This window comes from Streptomyces sp. NPDC006335, from assembly GCF_040612795.1.
GTDB lineage: Bacteria > Actinomycetota > Actinomycetes > Streptomycetales > Streptomycetaceae > Streptomyces.
In genome coordinates, this window is the sequence record NZ_JBEXQX010000005.1 from 262,656 (window position 1) to 278,572 (window position 15,917).

The window sequence follows — 15,917 nt, forward strand, 5'->3', positions numbered from 1 at the left end:
CTTCGCCCGCTTCGCCTCCTGGGCGCCGGATGGCCCCTCTTCCTGGTCCGTCACGGCTCCGACGTTACTGCACCGGCCCGCGTCGGCGGGTCCGCCGCCCGCGTTCACTGATGGCTGGTGCAGTAAACGTTTACGGGCATTCGTGTGAAGTGGCCCTTCGGCCCCACAGGGGTCAGCTCGGCTTGAGGACGACCGCCTGGCCGCCCGCCGGGGCCATGGCCACGCTCAATATGCTCTCCGCGGTGACGGACCGGGTGCTGACCACGACCGGGGTCTGGTACGGGGCGGCCCCGGGGGTGCCGTCGGCGTACACGGTCGCGGTGTACGTGCCGCCGCCCAGGAACGACAGCGGTACCGACAGGGTCCGGGACGTCTCGTCGGTCATCGCCCCCAGGTACCAGGTGTCCCCGCTGCGGCGGGCGACCGCCACGTACTCGCCGATCGATCCGGCGAGGGTCCGACTCTCGTCCCAGGTCGTGGGGACGGAGTTGAACCACGGCAGTCCCGGCCAGTTCGCCGGGTTGGCGTACTTGGACGGCTTGTCGTACCAGAAAAGGAAGTTGAGGGGCTGGTAGTACACCGCGGCCATCGCCATCTGGTGGGCGTTGGTCGTCTTGTCCCGTGACTGGCCGTAGCAGATGGTGTAGTCCATGGGGCCGCCGATGTTGCGGGCGAAGGGGAGCGTCACGTTGTGCGTGGCGGTCGGGAACTGCTCGTTGCCCCGGACGCCTTCCAGGCTGATCCAGTTGGGGTACGTCCGCTCGTAGCCGAACGGCCGCACGTCGTCGTGCATGTCGATCAGCAGCTCGTACGCGGCGGCCGCCTTCGCCCAGTCGGTGATCTGGTTGGTCATCGTCTGCGTGCCGTCGTTGATGAAGCCGAGCTTGATGCCCTGCACGCCCCAGCTCTTGTAGAGGCCGAAGAGGGAGTCCGCGTCGGTCAGCGCGAGCCGGTTGACGTAGAGGAAGACGCCGATGCCCTTGCTCGTGGCGTACGCGATGACGGACGGCATGTCGATGGCGGCGATCGGCTTCGTCGCGTCGGTGGTGGTGAACTCGGGGCCGTACCAGCCGGCGTCGTACTCGATGTACTGCAAGCCCCGGGCCACGGCGAAGTCCACGCCCGCGAGGCCGGCGGCGGTGCTGAGCTCGCAGCGGAAGACCTTGCCCGGCTTGATCCATGAGGTGTCGGCCAGGGCGTTGGGCGGGGCCAGGTTGAGTACCAGCTCGGCGTTGTCGACCAGTTCGGCGTGGGTGGAACCGATTACTACCGCGCGCCACGGGGTGGCGAAGGGGGTGGTGACGGTGCTGGTCGGCTCGACCGGGCCGGTACCGCGGGCGGTGTGCTCCATCAGGTGGGCGGACAGGGTGTTCGGCCGGCCGTCGACCGAACCGAGCATCAGGCGCGGGAAGTCGAGCCGGGCCGACTCGCAGACGCAGGCGATGAGGCCGTCCGTGAGGGTGGCGGTGAGCGGCAGGTCGGTCAGCGGGCCGTTGTCCGTGCTGGAAGTGCCGGTGACCGGGATGGAGCCGGGTGCCACCGGGAGGTAGGCGTTCTCGTCGCGGGCGCTGTAGACGGTGGTGTCGTCGGGGAAGGCGAACGTGGTCAGTTCGTCGGCGACGGTGGCCGTGCCGTCGTCGAGCAGGAGGTAGCGCAGGGCGACGCCGGTCCGGTAGGCCCGGATCTGGACGCCGAAGCGGATCCCGGAGGCGTTGTCCCGCAGGTGCCAGCGCATTTCCTGGTAGTGGTCGGTGACGGTGGCGTTGCGCCCGTACACCGGGTTCCAGGTGGTGCGGGCCGTCCGGTACCCGGTCCGGGTCACCGTCACGTCGCTGCCGAGGACCGTCCCGTCGCCGAGTCCGAGGCCGAGGACGGAGGTGTCGACGACCGTCCGGCCGTGGTGCCTCACGGACCAGCGGAGGGCCCCGTCCACCACCGACATGGTGATGGCGTTGGCGCCCATACGGGCCGTCGCGCGGAGCGGGAGCCCCGCCGTGGCCGTCCCGTCGGCGGCGTGGGCCGGCTGCGCCGCGGCCCCCGCCGCGGCCAGACCGACGGTGGCGGCCGTGCCCTTCAGCACTCCCCGACGCGACAGCGCCCCTAGGGTGCCGGCTCCGTCCCGCGCGGGCTGTTCCCGGTCCTCTGCGGTTCTCATGGTGGGCGCGCCCTCTCCGTCGAGTAAACGTTTTCTACTGCGGCAAAGTTGTACGTGGCCGAGGAAGCGGGGTCAAGACCCGGGGAAGGTCGGTGCGGGCGGGGGATCCGCCTGGCCGGGGACGCACACCACCTGATCAGGAGACGAGCGCCGGGGGATGGCGGAACCTTTGCCGCAAGCCGGGGCCGCGACGGCGGCCCGCGGGCCTCTCCGGAACGCCTCTACTGCTTCCGCATGCGGACGGCGACGAAGAACGGCGTCCGGTGGGTCTTGAGGTAACGGCTCTCGTCGACGCGGCGGGCGGCCTCCGTGGCCCGTGGCTCCACGAACCGCTCCAGGGCGAACCCGGCGTCGAGGAGTTCGCCGAGGAAGGTCTGCATCGTCATACGGCGGTAGGAGTGGGTGGTGCCGCTGTCGCCGAACCGCGTCTCGACCCGGTCCTCGTCGAAGTAGGAACCGCCGTGCCAGACCCAGTCGGCGGTCGGGTGGACCGTGGAGACCAGCAGGGTCCCGCCGGGACGCAGGACGCGGTGCGCTTCGGCCACCAGTTGCCGGCGCTCCTCCAGGTGATGGTGCACCAGGGCCATGACCGCCAGGTCGAACGAGCCGTCGGGCAGGAAGCCGAGGGGTTCCTCCAGGTCGTGGTGGTGCAGAGTGACGGCCTCGTCGGGGCCTACGCGGTCACGGGCGTGGCGCAGCAGCGTCGCGCTGCCCTCGACGCCGACCACCGTGGCCGCGCCCCGCGCCCGCAGTTCCGCGATGTAGTGCCCGGCACCGCAGCCGAGGTCCAGGACCCGCAGCCCGGTGACGTCACCGGCCAGGGCGAGCATGGCGGGCCGGTCGGTGTGGGCGTTGTAGGGGCCGTCGGTCGCGTTGTCGGCGAAGTGGTCGCCGAGGGCGCCCTCGTAGGAGGTGTTGATACGCATCTCGGCATGCTGCCAGCGGCCTCAGGCGGCGACAACAGGCGACGGCACGGGGTCGCGGTCCCCGGCCAGTCGCAGGGTCGCGAGGGCGGCGAGCCCGGACGCGACACCGAGGGTGAGGGCAGCCGGGACGCCTGTGCCGAGCGGGGAGAGCAGGTGCACCGGGCCCCACACGTCCGCGGTGTCGTCGATCGCCATGTGCAGGATCTGGCTCGCGAGCAGTCCGAGCACGGTCGCGCAGACCGCGCCGACCGCCATCGCCGGCGCGGTGGGCCGGGTGAGCAGGCCGGGCAGCAGGCGCAGCGACCACCACACCACGGCCAGCAGGAGCACGTCGGTCGCCCGGTACAGCAGCCACTGGCCGACAGAAGCGGTCGACGGACCGCTCCAGGCGCCGAGCAGGAGCCACTGGCGCAGCAGGTCACCGGGCTCGGACAGCAGACCCGCGCCGCTGAACGACGTCTGGATCCAGGCCGCCACCGACTGGTAGGACAGGACCACCAGCGACAGCGCGACCACCGCCGTTCCGACGCTCGCGGCCAGGCGGGCGGCACGCGGCGGCACCTCGCGGCGGGGCAGCGGGACCGCGTCCTTGCCGGCGACCCGCGCCACGACCACCGTGAGCAGGGCGGTCACCAGCCCCGCCAACACCGCGACCGGCCCGCTCGACGCGATCACCGCCGCGAGCCGCGGCAGGATCCGGTAGCTGCCGCGTCCCCCGGACGCGATCAGCCAGGGAGCGGAGACCGTCACGGCCAGGGTCGCGGCCGCCGGGCACCAGGCCCACAGCGCGAGCAGCGTGGCCGGCGTACGGCCCTGCGTCGGCGGGATCCTGCGGAGCAGGAGCAGGGCGCCGGCCAGGAAGAACGCGAACAGGGCCACGAACCTGACCTGCATCGCGGTGCTGTACAGATCGGCGTAGCGCGCGTCTTCGCCCGTGACCGTGTCCGCGGACCCGTAGGGCGACAGGGCCGCCGAGGAGTCGTACGACCACGGCGTGAGCCACCGCCGGAGTTCGTTCACGGAGTCCACGTCGAACACGCTGGTGCTGCCGCGCAGCTGGAGTGCCTGCGCGCTCGCCCCCGCCCACCACAGCAGCAACGTGATCAGCAGGCCGCCGACCAGGGCGGGTATCACCGCGCGCCGATATGTCATGTCTCTTGTTCCCCCGCCTCGACCCGATGGCCGCACCTGTGTCGAACAGGGGAAGAGTAAGGCGTGATGATCGCGCGCGGCATGCGCGGGTGCTGTTATTCCTGGCGCTCTCCGGCGCGGACCAGTCCCGTCTCGTAGGCGATGACGACGAGTTGGGCGCGGTCGCGGGCGCCGAGCTTGGCCATGGCCCGGTTGGCGTGGGTCTTGACGGTGACGGGGGTGACGAAGAGGCGTTCGGCGATCTCGTCGTTGGACAAGCCCGTCGCGACCAGGGACATCACCTCGCGTTCCCGGGGGGTGAGCGTGGCCAGACGGGCGGGGTCGGCGAGGTCGCCGGCCGCGGGCTGGGCCATGACGCGGGCGATGAGGCTCTTGGTGGCCGCGGGGGACAGCAGCGCCTCGTCGGCCTCGACGAGGCGGATGGCGTCGAGCAGTTGGGCCGGTTCCACCCCTTTGCCGAGGAAGCCGCTGGCGCCCGCCCGGAGCGCCTCGATGACGAACTCGTCCACCTCGAAGGTGGTCAGGACGAGGACCTTCACTCCGGCCAGGTCCTCGTCCTGGTCGATCAGCCGGGTGGCCTCGATGCCGTCGACCTCGGGCATGCGGATGTCCATGACCACCACGTCGGCCCGTTCGGAGCGGGCCAGTCGCACCGCCTCGCGGCCGTTGGCGGCCTCCGCGACCACCTCCATGTCCGGCTGGGCGTCGATGAGCAGGCGGAAGGTGCCGCGCAGCAGGGCCTGGTCGTCGGCGAGCAGTACGCGAATCGTCATGGGCGGCGCTTCCTCATGGCTGGTCAGGTGGTTGCGGGAGCAAGGGACAGCGGTAGTTCGGCGACGACTTTGAAGCCGCCGTCAGGGTCCCGGCCTGCGGTGAGGGAGCCGCCGATGGCGGTGGCCCGCTCGCGCATGCCGATCAGTCCGTGACCGGTGCCGGGACCCTGGGGGGCGTCAGTGCGGCCGTCGTCGCTGACGGTCACGCGCAGCGTCGAGGCACCGTAGTCCAGGATCACGTCGGCGTGCGCCGCGCGGGCGTGCTTGTGGGTGTTGGTGAGGGACTCCTGGACGATGCGGTAGGCCGTCAGATCGGTCGCCGGGGCGACGGGCCGGACCGGACCGGTGCGGGTCACCGTCACGGACAGGCCGCCGGCCCGGATCCCGCCGATCAGGACGTCGAGGTCCGCGAGCCCGGGAAGGGGTGCCCGGGAGTCGGGTGCGTCGTCGGGCTGGCGCAACAGGCCGACGGTGGCCCGCAGTTCGTCCAGTGCGGCGCGGCTCGTCTCCTTGATGTGGGCCAGCGCCTCGTAGGCCCGGTCGGGGTCGGTGCGCATGAGGTGATGGGCCACTCCCGCCTGGGCGTTGACGAGAGTGATGTGGTGGGCCACCACGTCGTGGAGCTCGCGCGCGATGCGGACCCGTTCCTCGGTGACGCGGCGCCGGGCCTCCGCCTCCCTGGTGCGCTCGGCGCGTTCCGCGCGCGCCTCGACCCGCGCCAGATGCAGCCGACGGCTGCGGACGGCGTCGCCCAGGGCGGTGGCCACGATCACGAAGTCGAGCCGCAGCAGACTGGTCCCCACGAGGAGCGGTTCCTCGTGGGTGGCCGCGTAGACACCGGTGACGGCGACGGCGGCGAGGGCGCCGACGGTCCAGGCGGTACGCCGATCGCTGCGGGTGGCGAGGGTGTAGAGGGCCACGAGGCCCGCCGCCGGTGTCGACACACGGTCGGGGACCACCGCCATGGCGGTGAGATCGACCGCCAGGGTGAGCCCGACGACGGGCAGCGGCCAGCGGCTCCGGAACACGAGGGGCACGCAGGACAGCGCCGTCCAGGCCACCCCCGACCCCCGGGGCGCGTGCCAGCCGTGATCCCCCGCGGCCGCCGCGCCCACGGCGACGACCATCAGCGCCACCGCGGGCAACGCGTCCCTGATCCGCTCATGACGGGCCGCCCACCGCCTCATCGCTGTCACCTGCATTTCCTCACTGTAAGGAGCGCGAGCACGGGAAGGGGCGCGGGCCGGCGCGGCCGGTCCGCCCGACCCGTGCCGGCCCGCGTGTGCGTCGTCGCTACGACGTGACGGTCGGTGTCAGTCGGTCAGCCCGGCCGGCTGCGGTTCCCGGGCCGGGTGGCGCGCCGGTGCCGGCTCGTCCGACGGCCCCTCCACGGACACGTTCGGGAGCGCCTTGTCCAGCCCTCGCGGCAGCCACCAGTTCGCGCGCCCGCACAGGTGCATGAGCGCGGGGACGACGACCATCCGGATCAGCAGCGCGTCGAGGGCGACGGCCACGGCGAGGCTCACGCCGAACTCGGAGATCACCCGCATCCCGCCGAACACGAAGGAGCCGAAGACACAGAACATGATGGCGGCGGCGACGGCGATCACCTTGCCGGTCTCGGCCTGGCCGACCCGCACCGCCCGGTGGCTGTCGCCGGTGTGGGCCCACTCCTCGCGCATCCGGCTGACCAGGAAGACCTGGTAGTCCATGGACAGGCCGAACATGATGCCGACGACCAGGATCGGCACGAACGACTCGATCGGTCCGGCGGCGCCGAGTCCGAGGAGCGAGGCGCCGAAGCCGTACTGGAAGACGACCACGATCGCGCCGAAGGCCACTCCGATGCTGAGGATGTTCAGCACGGCGCCCACGGCGGGGATGAGCAGGCTGCGGAAGGCGACGGTCAGCAGCAGGAATCCGAGCGCCGCGATCACCAGCACGAACACCGGGAGCTTGGACATCAGGACGGACGCGAAGTCGTCGTTGCTCGCGGTGGTCCCGCCGACGTAGACCTTCAGGGAGGTGCCCTGCTCGGCCCGCGGGATGACGTCCTCGCGCAGGTGGCCGATCAGTTCGGAGGTGGCCGCCGACTGGGGTGAGGTCGTGGGGACGACGGAGATCACCCCGACCGTCCGGCCCTCCCGCAGCGGGGCGGCGGTGGCACTGGCGACGCCGTCGACCTGTCCGAGCGTGGTGACGAGCTTCGCCTCGGCCGCCCGGTCGGCCGCCGTGGGGGCCTTCACGGCAAGGACGAGAGGGCCGTTGAAACCGGGTCCGAAGCCGTCCGCGATCATGTCGTAGGCCTGGCGGTTCGTGGATGTCGTGGGCAGATTGCCGTCGTCGGACGCGCCCAGGCGCAGCGACAGCGTCGGGAAGGCGAGCGCCGCCAGCACCGCCAGGGCGAGCAGCCCGAGGGCCTTGGGCCGCTCCTGCACCCGCCGCGCCCACCGGGCCCACGGACCGGTCACGCTCTCCGGGCCGCTCTCGCCCGCGGCGAGTGCGCGGCGCTCGCCGCGGCTGAGGACCCGGGGTCCGATCATGCCGAGCAGCGCGGGCAGCAGGGTGATGGCGGCCAGCACGGTCAGCACGACGGTGACGGCGGCGCCGATGGCCATGCCGTTGATGATGCCGACGTTCAGGGTGAGCATGCCGAGCAGTGCGACGACGACGGTCAGCCCGGCGAACACCACGGCCCGGCCGGAGGTGTTGAGCGCCTTGGCGACGGACTCGGGGACGCCCATGCCCGCCTTCAGGTTGGCGCGGTGCCGGTTGACGATGAACAGGGCGTAGTCGATGCCCACCCCGAGGCCGATCAGCGAACCGAGGGTCAGCGTGGTGTCGGACAGGGTGATGAGGTGGCTGAGCAGCATCACCGCGACCGCGGAGGTGCCGACGCCGACGACGGCCGTGACGATCGGCAGCACCGCCACCCAGACCGCGCGGAAGACGAACAGCAGCACGACGAAGGCGAGGGCGATGCCCATGGCGTCGGCGACCGCGTTCGGCGCGGGATTGACGGTGAACGCCTGTCCGTTCAGCGCGATGTGCAGACGGTCCGACCCGGGAGCGGTCGCGAGTTCCTTGACGTGCTCGATCTGGGCGTCGCTCACGTCCTGGTCGAACGCGACCGTGGCGTAGGCCGTCCTGCCGTCCTCGCTGACCTGGGCCGCGCCGGCCGCGGTGTAGGGACTGGTCACGGAGGCGACACCGGGGGCCGCGGAGATGCGCCCCAGGGCCCCGTTCATCGTCCGCTCGGTGCCCGGCTCGGTGACCTTGCCGCCGTCGGCCTGCCAGACGACCCTGCCGCTCTTGCCCGCCGCGCTGTCGGAGGCCTGCTGGAGCAGGGCCGTCGCTTTGGCCGAGTCGGTGTCCTGCGAGGTCGGGCTGTTGCCGAAGGCGCTGCCGGCCGCGCCGACCCCGGCTCCCAGGGCGAGCAACAGGCCCACCCAGGCCAGGACGACGGCGAGCCGGTGCCGGTGGCACCAGCGGGCGAGAGGGGACATCGACGAGCCTTTCGAGGGGGTGCACCACGTGATCGGGCCGGCGATTCTCGGCCCACCCTCACGCTCGCAGTCCCGCGCTCTCTCGTCGTTGGCCGTCCGCAGACACTTGCCTCTACTGCGCTCGCAGTACAGGAGCGGGCGACGAGCCGACCGGGGAGCCGCCGGGGACGGCTCGTACGAGCTGTTCGACCCGGCCGTGGACGTGCTCCACGTGATGCTCGGACTCCGGTTTCATCAGCACGCTGCGCAGCACGCGCGCCCCGTCGGCATCCGCGCTGATCTTCGGATGGCGGGCCGTGAACGCCTCGCGGTCGGCCCTGAGGGTGCTCAGGAACACCGGATCGGCGCCGGCCATGCCGTCCGCCAGGACCCGGGCCGAGGCCCCGTCGATCCCGCTCAGCGTGGCCGGTTCGACCAGCGGGAAGTAGCTGACGATGTCCAGCTCGGGCTGCTGGTACAGCTCCAGCACGTCGGACGCGGTGATCAGGTCCGACCAGCGCAGGGCGGCGCGTCGGCCGGCGGCCAGGACCCGGCCGAGGCCCGCGGGGGCGGGTGGCAGGAGCTGGAAGGTGAGCCACAGGGCGGCTGCCGAGGCACCAGCTCTGGAGCACTCCAGGCTGATCTCGCCGAGGTGGAGCTCGCTGGAGGTGAAGTAGGTGTAGGGCGAGTCGTGCAGGTAGAAGCGGCCCACCTCGGGGTCGCGGAAGAGGACGGCGCCGCAGCCGTAGGGCTGGAGGCCGTGCTTGTGCGGGTCGATGACCACGGAGTCGCACCGGGCGATGGCCCGCCAGGGTTCGGCGGGAAGCCCCTCGGGGCCGTCGGCGCCGGCGAGCAGGGTGAAGAAGCCGCCGTACGCGGCGTCGACGTGGAGTCGGACGCCGTAGCGCTCCCGCAGGTCCAGGGCCCGGTGGACGGGGTCGACGGCGCCGAGCCCGGTGGTGCCGGCGGTGAGCACCACCGTGCCGACCTCGCCCCCGCGCAGGATGTCCTCCAGGGCGTCGAGGTCCATCCGGCCGCGGTCGTCGGTGGGCACCGGGTAGCCCTTCATGCCGAGGACGTGGCACATCCGGCCGTGGGTGTAGTGGGCGTCGGCGCTGTACGCGATCCCCTGGCCCGGATGCAGCTCCCGGGCGACGAACAGGGCCTCCAGGTTGGCGATCGTGCCGCTGGTCGTGAGATGGCCGAGGTGGGTGTCGTACCCGAACATCGTGGCGAGCTGCGCCACGACCTCCCGCTCCATCCGTGCGGTGGCGGGACCGCCGTCCAGGGCGTGGTTGTTGGGGTTGATCAGCATGGCGGTGAGATAGCCGACGACGGCCGCGGGATGCGGGGGCTTGAGCATCTGACCCGCGTAGTGCGGGTGGAAGAAGGGGTAGTTGTCGCCCAGCCGCCCCGTGAACTCCTGGAAGGCGGCCGCGAAGCGCTCGTCGTCGACATGGAGTGCCGCGTGCGGCTCGAAGGGGCCGAAGCCGTCGGCCCACTGCTGTATCGCCTCGGTGGCTCGGCCCAGCCAGTGCTGCAGGTCCATGGGACTTCCCTTTCTACGACTCTCCGCCGGGAAGCCGAGCATAGGACTTCGTTGACTACTCAGCAATTGATTGCTCAGTAATTGAGACGTCGGTAGGTGAGGAAGCAGTAAACTGCGGACGGACAGACGGTCCGGCCGACGGCACGAGAGGGCGCAGACAGTGGATGCCACGACCCGGCGGGGCGATGAGGCCGCCCGAGCGGCGAACAGCCCCCGTGTGCACGACTTCGGGCTGCTGATCAAGGCCGCGACCCGGCTGGAGCAGCGGATCGACACCGCCCTACGGCGCGAGTGCGGTATCGGGCACACCATGTTCGAGGTCCTCATCCGGCTCTGCCGGCAGCCGGGAGAAGAGGTCTCGCAGCGCGAACTCGCCGACGACCTCACGCTGACCAGCAGCGGCATCACCCGGCTGATCGACCGCATGGAAGAGGCCGACCTCGTGGGCCGCGCCCCCTCGCCCGAGGACCGCAGAAGCGTCCTGGTGGAGCCGACCGACCACGGTCGCACCGTGTTCCTCCAGGCCGTGGCCGTGCACTCGCAGGTCGTGGAGCGGTACTTCGTCGTACCGCTGGCCGGTGACGACTACACGCGGCTCACCCGTGCGCTGGGGGAGATCCACAAGGCGCTGCGGGAAGGCTGAGAACCCCGGCCCTCCGGAGCGCGCTCGACGGCCCCGGAAGCCACCGGCCGTCTGGGTGCCCCAGCGCCACGCCCCGCCGCCGGAATCGACCCACCCTCGGATACTTCGCTTGCCCGCGCCCGCACGCGGGACGACCTCACCCGACCGACGACGAAGGCAGAGAAGTTGACCACACGGAGCCACCCCGTCGACCACGAACTCGTCCAGGCCGCGGCGCAGGTCGCCCGCACCCGGTGCCGAGGCGACAACCACACCATGGCGGCCGCGGCCCGAGCCCGGGACGGCCGGATCGTCACCGCCGTGAACGCCTACCACTTCACGGGCGGCCCGTGCGCCGAACTGGTCCTCATCGGTACGGCGGCCGCCCAGGGCGCCTACGACCTGGACACGATCGTCGCCGTGGGGGACCGCGACCGCGGGGTCGTTCCTCCCTGCGGCCGCTGCCGGCAGGTCCTGCTGGACTACTTCCCCGACCTCAAGGTCATCGTCGGCACCGGTGCCCGTACCCGGACGGTGACCATCACCGACCTGCTGCCCGAGAGCTACGTGTGGGCCGATCACCAGCTCGACGCCGAGTGAGAGGAGCCGACCGAGCCGGTGCGACGGGCATGGTCGGCGATCCCGTGGACAGCAGCGTGGACAGCAGCCTCGCCCACCCGCCCCGGAGCCGGTGGACGGCCCGAAACAAGGAGCGACAACCATGCGGTACCGCACACTCGGCAGCTCGGACCTGAACGTCTCGGAGATCTCGCTCGGATCCTGGCTCACCTACTCCGGCGGCGTCGAGGCGGACGCGACCCGCGCCTGCACCGAGGCGGCCTTCGACGCGGGCATCAACTTCTTCGACACCGCCAACGCCTACGGCCGGGGTGCCGCCGAGACCGCCTGGGGCGAGATCCTGTCCGCCCACCCCCGCGACTCCTACGTCCTGGCCACCAAGGTCTACTTCCCGATGTCGGACGACCCGGCCGACCGGGGGCTGTCCCCGGCCCACATCGGCCGGCAGATCGACGCCTCCCTCACCCGCCTGCGGACCGACCACGTCGACCTCTACCAGGCGCACCGCTTCGACACGACCGTGCCGATCGAGGACACCGTCGAGGCGTTCCAGAAGGTCGTCGAACAGGGCAAGGCCCGCTACATCGGCTTCAGCGAGTGGACGCCGGAGCAGATCCAGGCGGCCATCGACCTCGCCGGGCCCGAGCTGTTCGTCTCCTCCCAGCCGCAGTACTCCATGCTCTGGCAGGCCCCCGAGGCCGAGGTGTTCGGCCTGTGCGCCGCCAACGGCATCTCGCAGATCGTGTGGTCGCCGCTGGCCCAGGGCGTGCTCACCGGCAAGTACAAGCCGGGGCAGCCCGTGCCGGAAGGAAGCCGGTTCGCGTCCGCGGACATGGCGGTCTCGCAGGACCTCGTCTACAGCGACGCCATCCTGGAAGCGGTCCAGCGTCTCGTTCCGATCGCCGAGGAGGCGGGCATCAGCATGCCCACCCTCGCGCTCGCCTGGGTCCTGCGCCGCGGCGAGGTCGCCTCGGCCATCACCGGCGCCTCCCGGCCCGAACAGGTCCACGCCAACGCCGCCGCATCCGGCGTCGAACTGTCCGACGACCTGCTCACCGCCGTCGACCAGGCCCTCGGCGACGTCCCCGTCACCGAACCCACTCTCGCGCCCGGCGCCCAGGCCGGCGTCAAGCACCGCTGACCCCGTACGCCGGGCCGCCCTGACGACGGGTTCCCGGGCTACTCCGCCCACGCGGCGGTGGCGGCCGAACGCTCCCGCCACTGCCGCACACCCGAGCCGTGCGGGTCCCAGCGGTGGCAGAACTCCCTCAGCGCCTCGCAACGGGCCAGCATGGCGCCCTTGCGGACCGGCCATGGGGGCACCTCGCCGCCGTAGGCCCGGAAGAAGTGCGGAAGTGCCTCGCGCTCGGCGGGGTGATGCATCCGTACGATCCACTCGCACCAGGCCAGGTCCTCCAGCGGGTCTCCGACGTGGGCGAACTCCCAGTCGACGACGGCTGTGACCGCGCGGGTGGCGGGATCCAGCAGCACGTTGTGGGGACCGAAGTCACCGTGCACGAGCACCTTGCCCGCCTCGAACGCGGCCCCCTCGGGCGCGTCCGTCTGATGCGCGTCCGCCTGATGCGCGTCCGCCTCCAACGCGTTCGGCGCGGTCTCGTGGAGGCGGCGCAGCACCTCCCCGCAGCACACCAGGACCGCCTCCGCACAGCCCGAGTCGAGGAGTTCCTGGCCGGGCGTGCCCCGCACGAAGCCGAGCGTGAGGGTGGTGTCGTCCGCCGCCACCACCGGCGGCACGGGCAGCCGGCCCCGGAGCCGGGTGAGCAGTTCGTGTTCGCGCCGGAGCCGGAGGTCCGCGTCGGGCCCCTCGTACGTCTTCTTCACGACGGCACCGTCGCTCAGGATGTGGTTGGTGTAACCGTGCTTCAACGGGCGCATCCGCAGATCATCCCCGAACCACCCCGAGCGCCGGCAGCCCTGTCGTGGGGTCCAGTGCGAAGAAGAGTCGGAGAGAGGCCGACGCGGCGTACCCCGGCCCCGCCTCCGCCGTCGCCCACACGCAGGCCGCGACGATGCTGGCGAGGAGCGACGCGTCGGAAGGGCAGGCGGGTGGCGTCCGCGAGGTGCGGGGCGAGGGCGCCGACCACCGGCGGCAAGCGGGCCAGGAGGACCGCCCGTCCGCCGTGACGTGCCATCAGCGCCCCGGTCCGGTCCCGGACGTCACCCGGAGCGCGACCGCCGACGCGTCCCGCGCGCAGTCGGGCACCGAGGAATCGGCCGGTCCGGTGTGCGAGGAAGTCGCCCGCCACCGCGGCGACCTCCCTCTCGTCGTCGCCTGTGCGGTCGGTCAGCAGGGTGAGCGTCGGGACGAACGCGCCGACCCGCAGCAACGAGTCCATAAGGACGCGAGCCGGAATCCTTGCCCTGCTCGCCCGGGGGTTCACCCAGGCCGGTGCTGATCGTTGCGGAGCTCCCGTCGCAGGTCGGCAGGGCCGCCCGGACCCGGTCGGTGACCTCCGGGGCGGTCAGGACGCCCCTGCCGACGCCACCGCCGCCGGTCGGATGCCGGGTGACGCGGACGTTGCCTGATTGACGCCTCCGCGCCCCCTGCCTACCGTCGCCCCAACACGTCTGAACAGGCAGGCCGACGATGACAGACACCTCGGGATCCCCCGACACCAGAGCCCTCGGCAACAGATCCACCGCCCGGCAGCTCCAGGTGGAGACGCACGGGCTGGACGTGATCGGTGACGCCGAACGCAAGGGCACCCCGCGCACCCTGTTCTGGCCCTGGTTCGGCGCCAACGTCTCGGTCCTCGGCCTGAGTTACGGCTCGTTCGTGCTCGGCTTCGGGATCTCCTTCCGGCAGGCGCTGGTGGCCGGCGTGCTCGGGATCGTCTTCTCGTTCCTGCTGTGCGGCTTCGTCGCGGTCGCCGGAAAGCGGGGCTCCGCGCCGACGATGGTGCTCAGCCGCGCCGCCTACGGGGTGCGCGGCAACCGCCTCCCGTCGGTCGTCTCGTGGATGCTCACCGTCGGCTGGGAGACCGTGCTGTGCGCCCTCGCGACCCTCGCCACGGCGACCGTCTTCGGACGGCTCGGCTGGGGCGGCGGCACGGGGACCCAGGTCATCGCCCTGATCGTGGTCGCGGGGCTCACCGTCGTCGGCGGGGTGATGGGCTTCGACCTGATCATGCGGCTTCAGACCGTGATCACCGTGGTGACGGGCGTACTGACCGTCGTGTACGTCGGGCTGGTCGCCGACCACATCCACTGGAGCGCCGTCAGCGCCCTCCCGGCGGGCTCCGCCCAGGAGTTCATCGGCGCGACCGTCTTCATGATGACCGGCTTCGGCCTCGGCTGGGTCAACGCCGCCGCCGACTACTCCCGCTATCTGCCCCGGACTTCGTCGAGCCGGGGCGTGGTCGGCTGGACCACCTTCGGCGCCTGCGTGGCCCCGCTGCTCCTGCTGGTGTTCGGACTGCTGCTGGCGGGCTCGTCCACCACCCTGAACTCAGCCGTCGCCGCCGACCCGATCGGCGCGCTCACCACCCTCCTGCCCACCTGGTTCCTGGTGCCCTTCGCCGTCGTCGCGGTCCTCGGCCTGGTCGGCGGCGCGGTCCTCGACATCTACTCCTCGGGACTCGCCCTGCTGTCCGCGGGCGTCAGGATCCCGCGCCCGCTGGCGGCGCTCGTCGACGGCGTCCTGATGATCGCGGGCTCCGTCTACATCGTGTTCTTCGCCGACGACTTCCTCGGCCAGTTCATGGGCTTCCTCACCACGCTCGGCGTCCCCATCGCCGCCTGGTGCGGCATCATGCTCGGCGACCTCCTCCTGCGCCGCCGTGACTACGCCGAGGCCGACCTCTACCGCCCGAGCGGCCGCTACGGTGACGCACCGCCCACCCCGCTGATCCTCACGGTCCTCGCCACCGCCCTCGGCTGGGGCCTGGTCACCAACTCGGCCGCGAGCTGGCTGGACTGGCAGGGCTACCTCCTCGGCCCGTTCGGCCTCGGCGGCCCGTCCGGCTCCTGGGCGTACGCCAACCTCGGCGTGCTGGCCGCGCTCGCGCTCGGTTTCCTCGGCACCCTGGCCTTCGGCCGCCGACGGGTCCGCGCGCAGGAGGACGTCGTATGACGACCGGGTGGCTCGCCGTCATCGACATGCAGCGTGTCTTCGCCGAGCCCGACAGCCCCTGGGCCGCCCCTCGTTACGCCGAGGCGGCGGCAGGCGTACGGCGGCTGCTGCCGGCCTTCGCCGAACGGGTCACGTTCACCCGCTTCGTCGCCCCCGGCCAGCCCACCGGAGCCTGGCAGCCCTACTACGCGCGGTGGCCCTTCGCCCTCCAGCCGTCCGACGCCCCGCTGTGGCGCCTCACCGACGACTTCGCCGACCGGGCGCCGCACCTCATGGACGCGACCACCTTCGGCAAGTGGACCCACGCACTCGCCGCCCGTGTCCGCCCCGAGGGCCGCCTGGTCCTGGCGGGTGTCAGCACCGACTGCTGCGTCCTGTCCACCGCGCTCGCCGCAGCGGACGCGGGCGTGGAGACCCTGGTGGTGTCCGACGCCTGCGCCGGGGCCGACGACACCTCGCACGCCAGGGCGCTGGACGTGATGGAGACGTACGGGCCCCTGATCCGGATCGTCACCGTGGACCAACTGATCGGATCCTGAGGCCACTTGGCGATATCCGGTCGGTACCGGGCGGCGCCCGGCCG

13 protein-coding genes are annotated in these 15,917 nt (G+C 72.0%); 5 read left to right on the forward strand and 8 right to left on the reverse strand.

Annotated features, from left to right (window positions below; all coding sequences use genetic code 11):
- Positions 1 to 172: 172 nt before the first annotated feature.
- The 7 genes from ABZ098_RS17400 to ABZ098_RS17430 all read right to left on the reverse strand — a co-directional run bounded on the left by ABZ098_RS17400 (position 173) and on the right by ABZ098_RS17430 (position 10,040).
- A complete protein-coding gene (locus tag ABZ098_RS17400) occupies positions 173 to 2,155 on the reverse strand; it encodes a glycoside hydrolase family 97 catalytic domain-containing protein (protein ID WP_356591885.1) in 1,983 nt (660 codons plus the stop codon).
- A gap of 221 nt (positions 2,156 to 2,376) precedes the next feature.
- Positions 2,377 to 3,081, reverse strand: a complete 705-nt coding sequence (locus tag ABZ098_RS17405; RefSeq protein WP_356591887.1) for a class I SAM-dependent methyltransferase — start codon at positions 3,079 to 3,081, stop codon at positions 2,377 to 2,379.
- A 21-nt stretch (positions 3,082 to 3,102) separates the two neighbouring features.
- Positions 3,103 to 4,233, reverse strand: a complete 1,131-nt coding sequence (locus ABZ098_RS17410) for a hypothetical protein (RefSeq protein WP_356591889.1) — start codon at positions 4,231 to 4,233, stop codon at positions 3,103 to 3,105.
- Between the two features lie 95 nt (positions 4,234 to 4,328).
- Positions 4,329 to 5,006 (reverse strand): response regulator transcription factor, encoded by a 678-nt coding sequence (locus ABZ098_RS17415; protein ID WP_356591891.1) that lies wholly within the window; start codon positions 5,004 to 5,006, stop codon positions 4,329 to 4,331.
- Between the two features lie 23 nt (positions 5,007 to 5,029).
- Positions 5,030 to 6,208, reverse strand: a complete 1,179-nt coding sequence (locus ABZ098_RS17420) for a sensor histidine kinase (protein WP_356591893.1) — start codon at positions 6,206 to 6,208, stop codon at positions 5,030 to 5,032.
- A gap of 111 nt (positions 6,209 to 6,319) precedes the next feature.
- The gene (locus tag ABZ098_RS17425) at positions 6,320 to 8,512 is read right to left on the reverse strand and encodes an MMPL family transporter (protein ID WP_356591897.1); all 2,193 of its coding nucleotides are present in this window, start codon (positions 8,510 to 8,512) and stop codon (positions 6,320 to 6,322) included.
- A 112-nt stretch (positions 8,513 to 8,624) separates the two neighbouring features.
- Entirely contained in the window at positions 8,625 to 10,040 is a 1,416-nt protein-coding gene (locus tag ABZ098_RS17430) for an aminotransferase class I/II-fold pyridoxal phosphate-dependent enzyme (protein WP_356591899.1), read from the reverse strand.
- 160 nt (positions 10,041 to 10,200) lie between these two features.
- Between ABZ098_RS17430 and ABZ098_RS17435 the strand changes: the two genes are divergently transcribed.
- The 3 genes from ABZ098_RS17435 (at position 10,201) to ABZ098_RS17445 (ending at position 12,382) form a co-directional block, all read left to right on the forward strand.
- Positions 10,201 to 10,683, forward strand: coding sequence for a MarR family transcriptional regulator (locus tag ABZ098_RS17435; protein ID WP_356591901.1), 483 nt, complete (start codon positions 10,201 to 10,203; stop codon positions 10,681 to 10,683).
- Positions 10,684 to 10,848: 165 nt separating this feature from the next.
- The gene (locus ABZ098_RS17440) at positions 10,849 to 11,262 is read left to right on the forward strand and encodes a cytidine deaminase (protein WP_356591903.1); all 414 of its coding nucleotides are present in this window, start codon (positions 10,849 to 10,851) and stop codon (positions 11,260 to 11,262) included.
- A gap of 121 nt (positions 11,263 to 11,383) precedes the next feature.
- Complete coding sequence (locus ABZ098_RS17445; protein WP_356591905.1) at positions 11,384 to 12,382, forward strand: aldo/keto reductase family protein; 999 nt, start codon at positions 11,384 to 11,386, stop codon at positions 12,380 to 12,382.
- A gap of 38 nt (positions 12,383 to 12,420) precedes the next feature.
- Here the strand turns inward: ABZ098_RS17445 and ABZ098_RS17450 are convergent, their stop codons facing one another.
- The gene (locus ABZ098_RS17450) at positions 12,421 to 13,137 is read right to left on the reverse strand and encodes a phosphotransferase (RefSeq protein WP_356591906.1); all 717 of its coding nucleotides are present in this window, start codon (positions 13,135 to 13,137) and stop codon (positions 12,421 to 12,423) included.
- A 712-nt stretch (positions 13,138 to 13,849) separates the two neighbouring features.
- On the opposite strand from ABZ098_RS17450, the gene ABZ098_RS17455 reads away from it, so the two are divergent.
- On the forward strand, positions 13,850 to 15,334 hold the full coding sequence (locus ABZ098_RS17455) for a cytosine permease (protein ID WP_356591908.1): 1,485 nt from the start codon (positions 13,850 to 13,852) through the stop codon (positions 15,332 to 15,334).
- Positions 15,331 to 15,873, forward strand: coding sequence for a cysteine hydrolase (locus ABZ098_RS17460; protein WP_356591910.1), 543 nt, complete (start codon positions 15,331 to 15,333; stop codon positions 15,871 to 15,873). The genes ABZ098_RS17455 and ABZ098_RS17460 overlap by 4 nt, the downstream gene beginning before the upstream one ends.
- Positions 15,874 to 15,917: the final 44 nt, after the last annotated feature.

Coding starts and splice junctions, on each gene's coding strand:
- ABZ098_RS17450 (WP_356591906.1), bottom strand. CDS start 13,137: ATGCGCCCGTTGAAGCACGGTTACACCAACCACATCCTGAGCGACGGT.
- ABZ098_RS17445 (WP_356591905.1), top strand. CDS start 11,384: ATGCGGTACCGCACACTCGGCAGCTCGGACCTGAACGTCTCGGAGATC.
- ABZ098_RS17415 (WP_356591891.1), bottom strand. CDS start 5,006: ATGACGATTCGCGTACTGCTCGCCGACGACCAGGCCCTGCTGCGCGGC.
- ABZ098_RS17425 (WP_356591897.1), bottom strand. CDS start 8,512: ATGTCCCCTCTCGCCCGCTGGTGCCACCGGCACCGGCTCGCCGTCGTC.
- ABZ098_RS17430 (WP_356591899.1), bottom strand. CDS start 10,040: ATGGACCTGCAGCACTGGCTGGGCCGAGCCACCGAGGCGATACAGCAG.
- ABZ098_RS17420 (WP_356591893.1), bottom strand. CDS start 6,208: ATGCAGGTGACAGCGATGAGGCGGTGGGCGGCCCGTCATGAGCGGATC.
- ABZ098_RS17455 (WP_356591908.1), top strand. CDS start 13,850: ATGACAGACACCTCGGGATCCCCCGACACCAGAGCCCTCGGCAACAGA.
- ABZ098_RS17460 (WP_356591910.1), top strand. CDS start 15,331: ATGACGACCGGGTGGCTCGCCGTCATCGACATGCAGCGTGTCTTCGCC.
- ABZ098_RS17400 (WP_356591885.1), bottom strand. CDS start 2,155: ATGAGAACCGCAGAGGACCGGGAACAGCCCGCGCGGGACGGAGCCGGC.
- ABZ098_RS17405 (WP_356591887.1), bottom strand. CDS start 3,081: ATGCGTATCAACACCTCCTACGAGGGCGCCCTCGGCGACCACTTCGCC.
- ABZ098_RS17410 (WP_356591889.1), bottom strand. CDS start 4,233: ATGACATATCGGCGCGCGGTGATACCCGCCCTGGTCGGCGGCCTGCTG.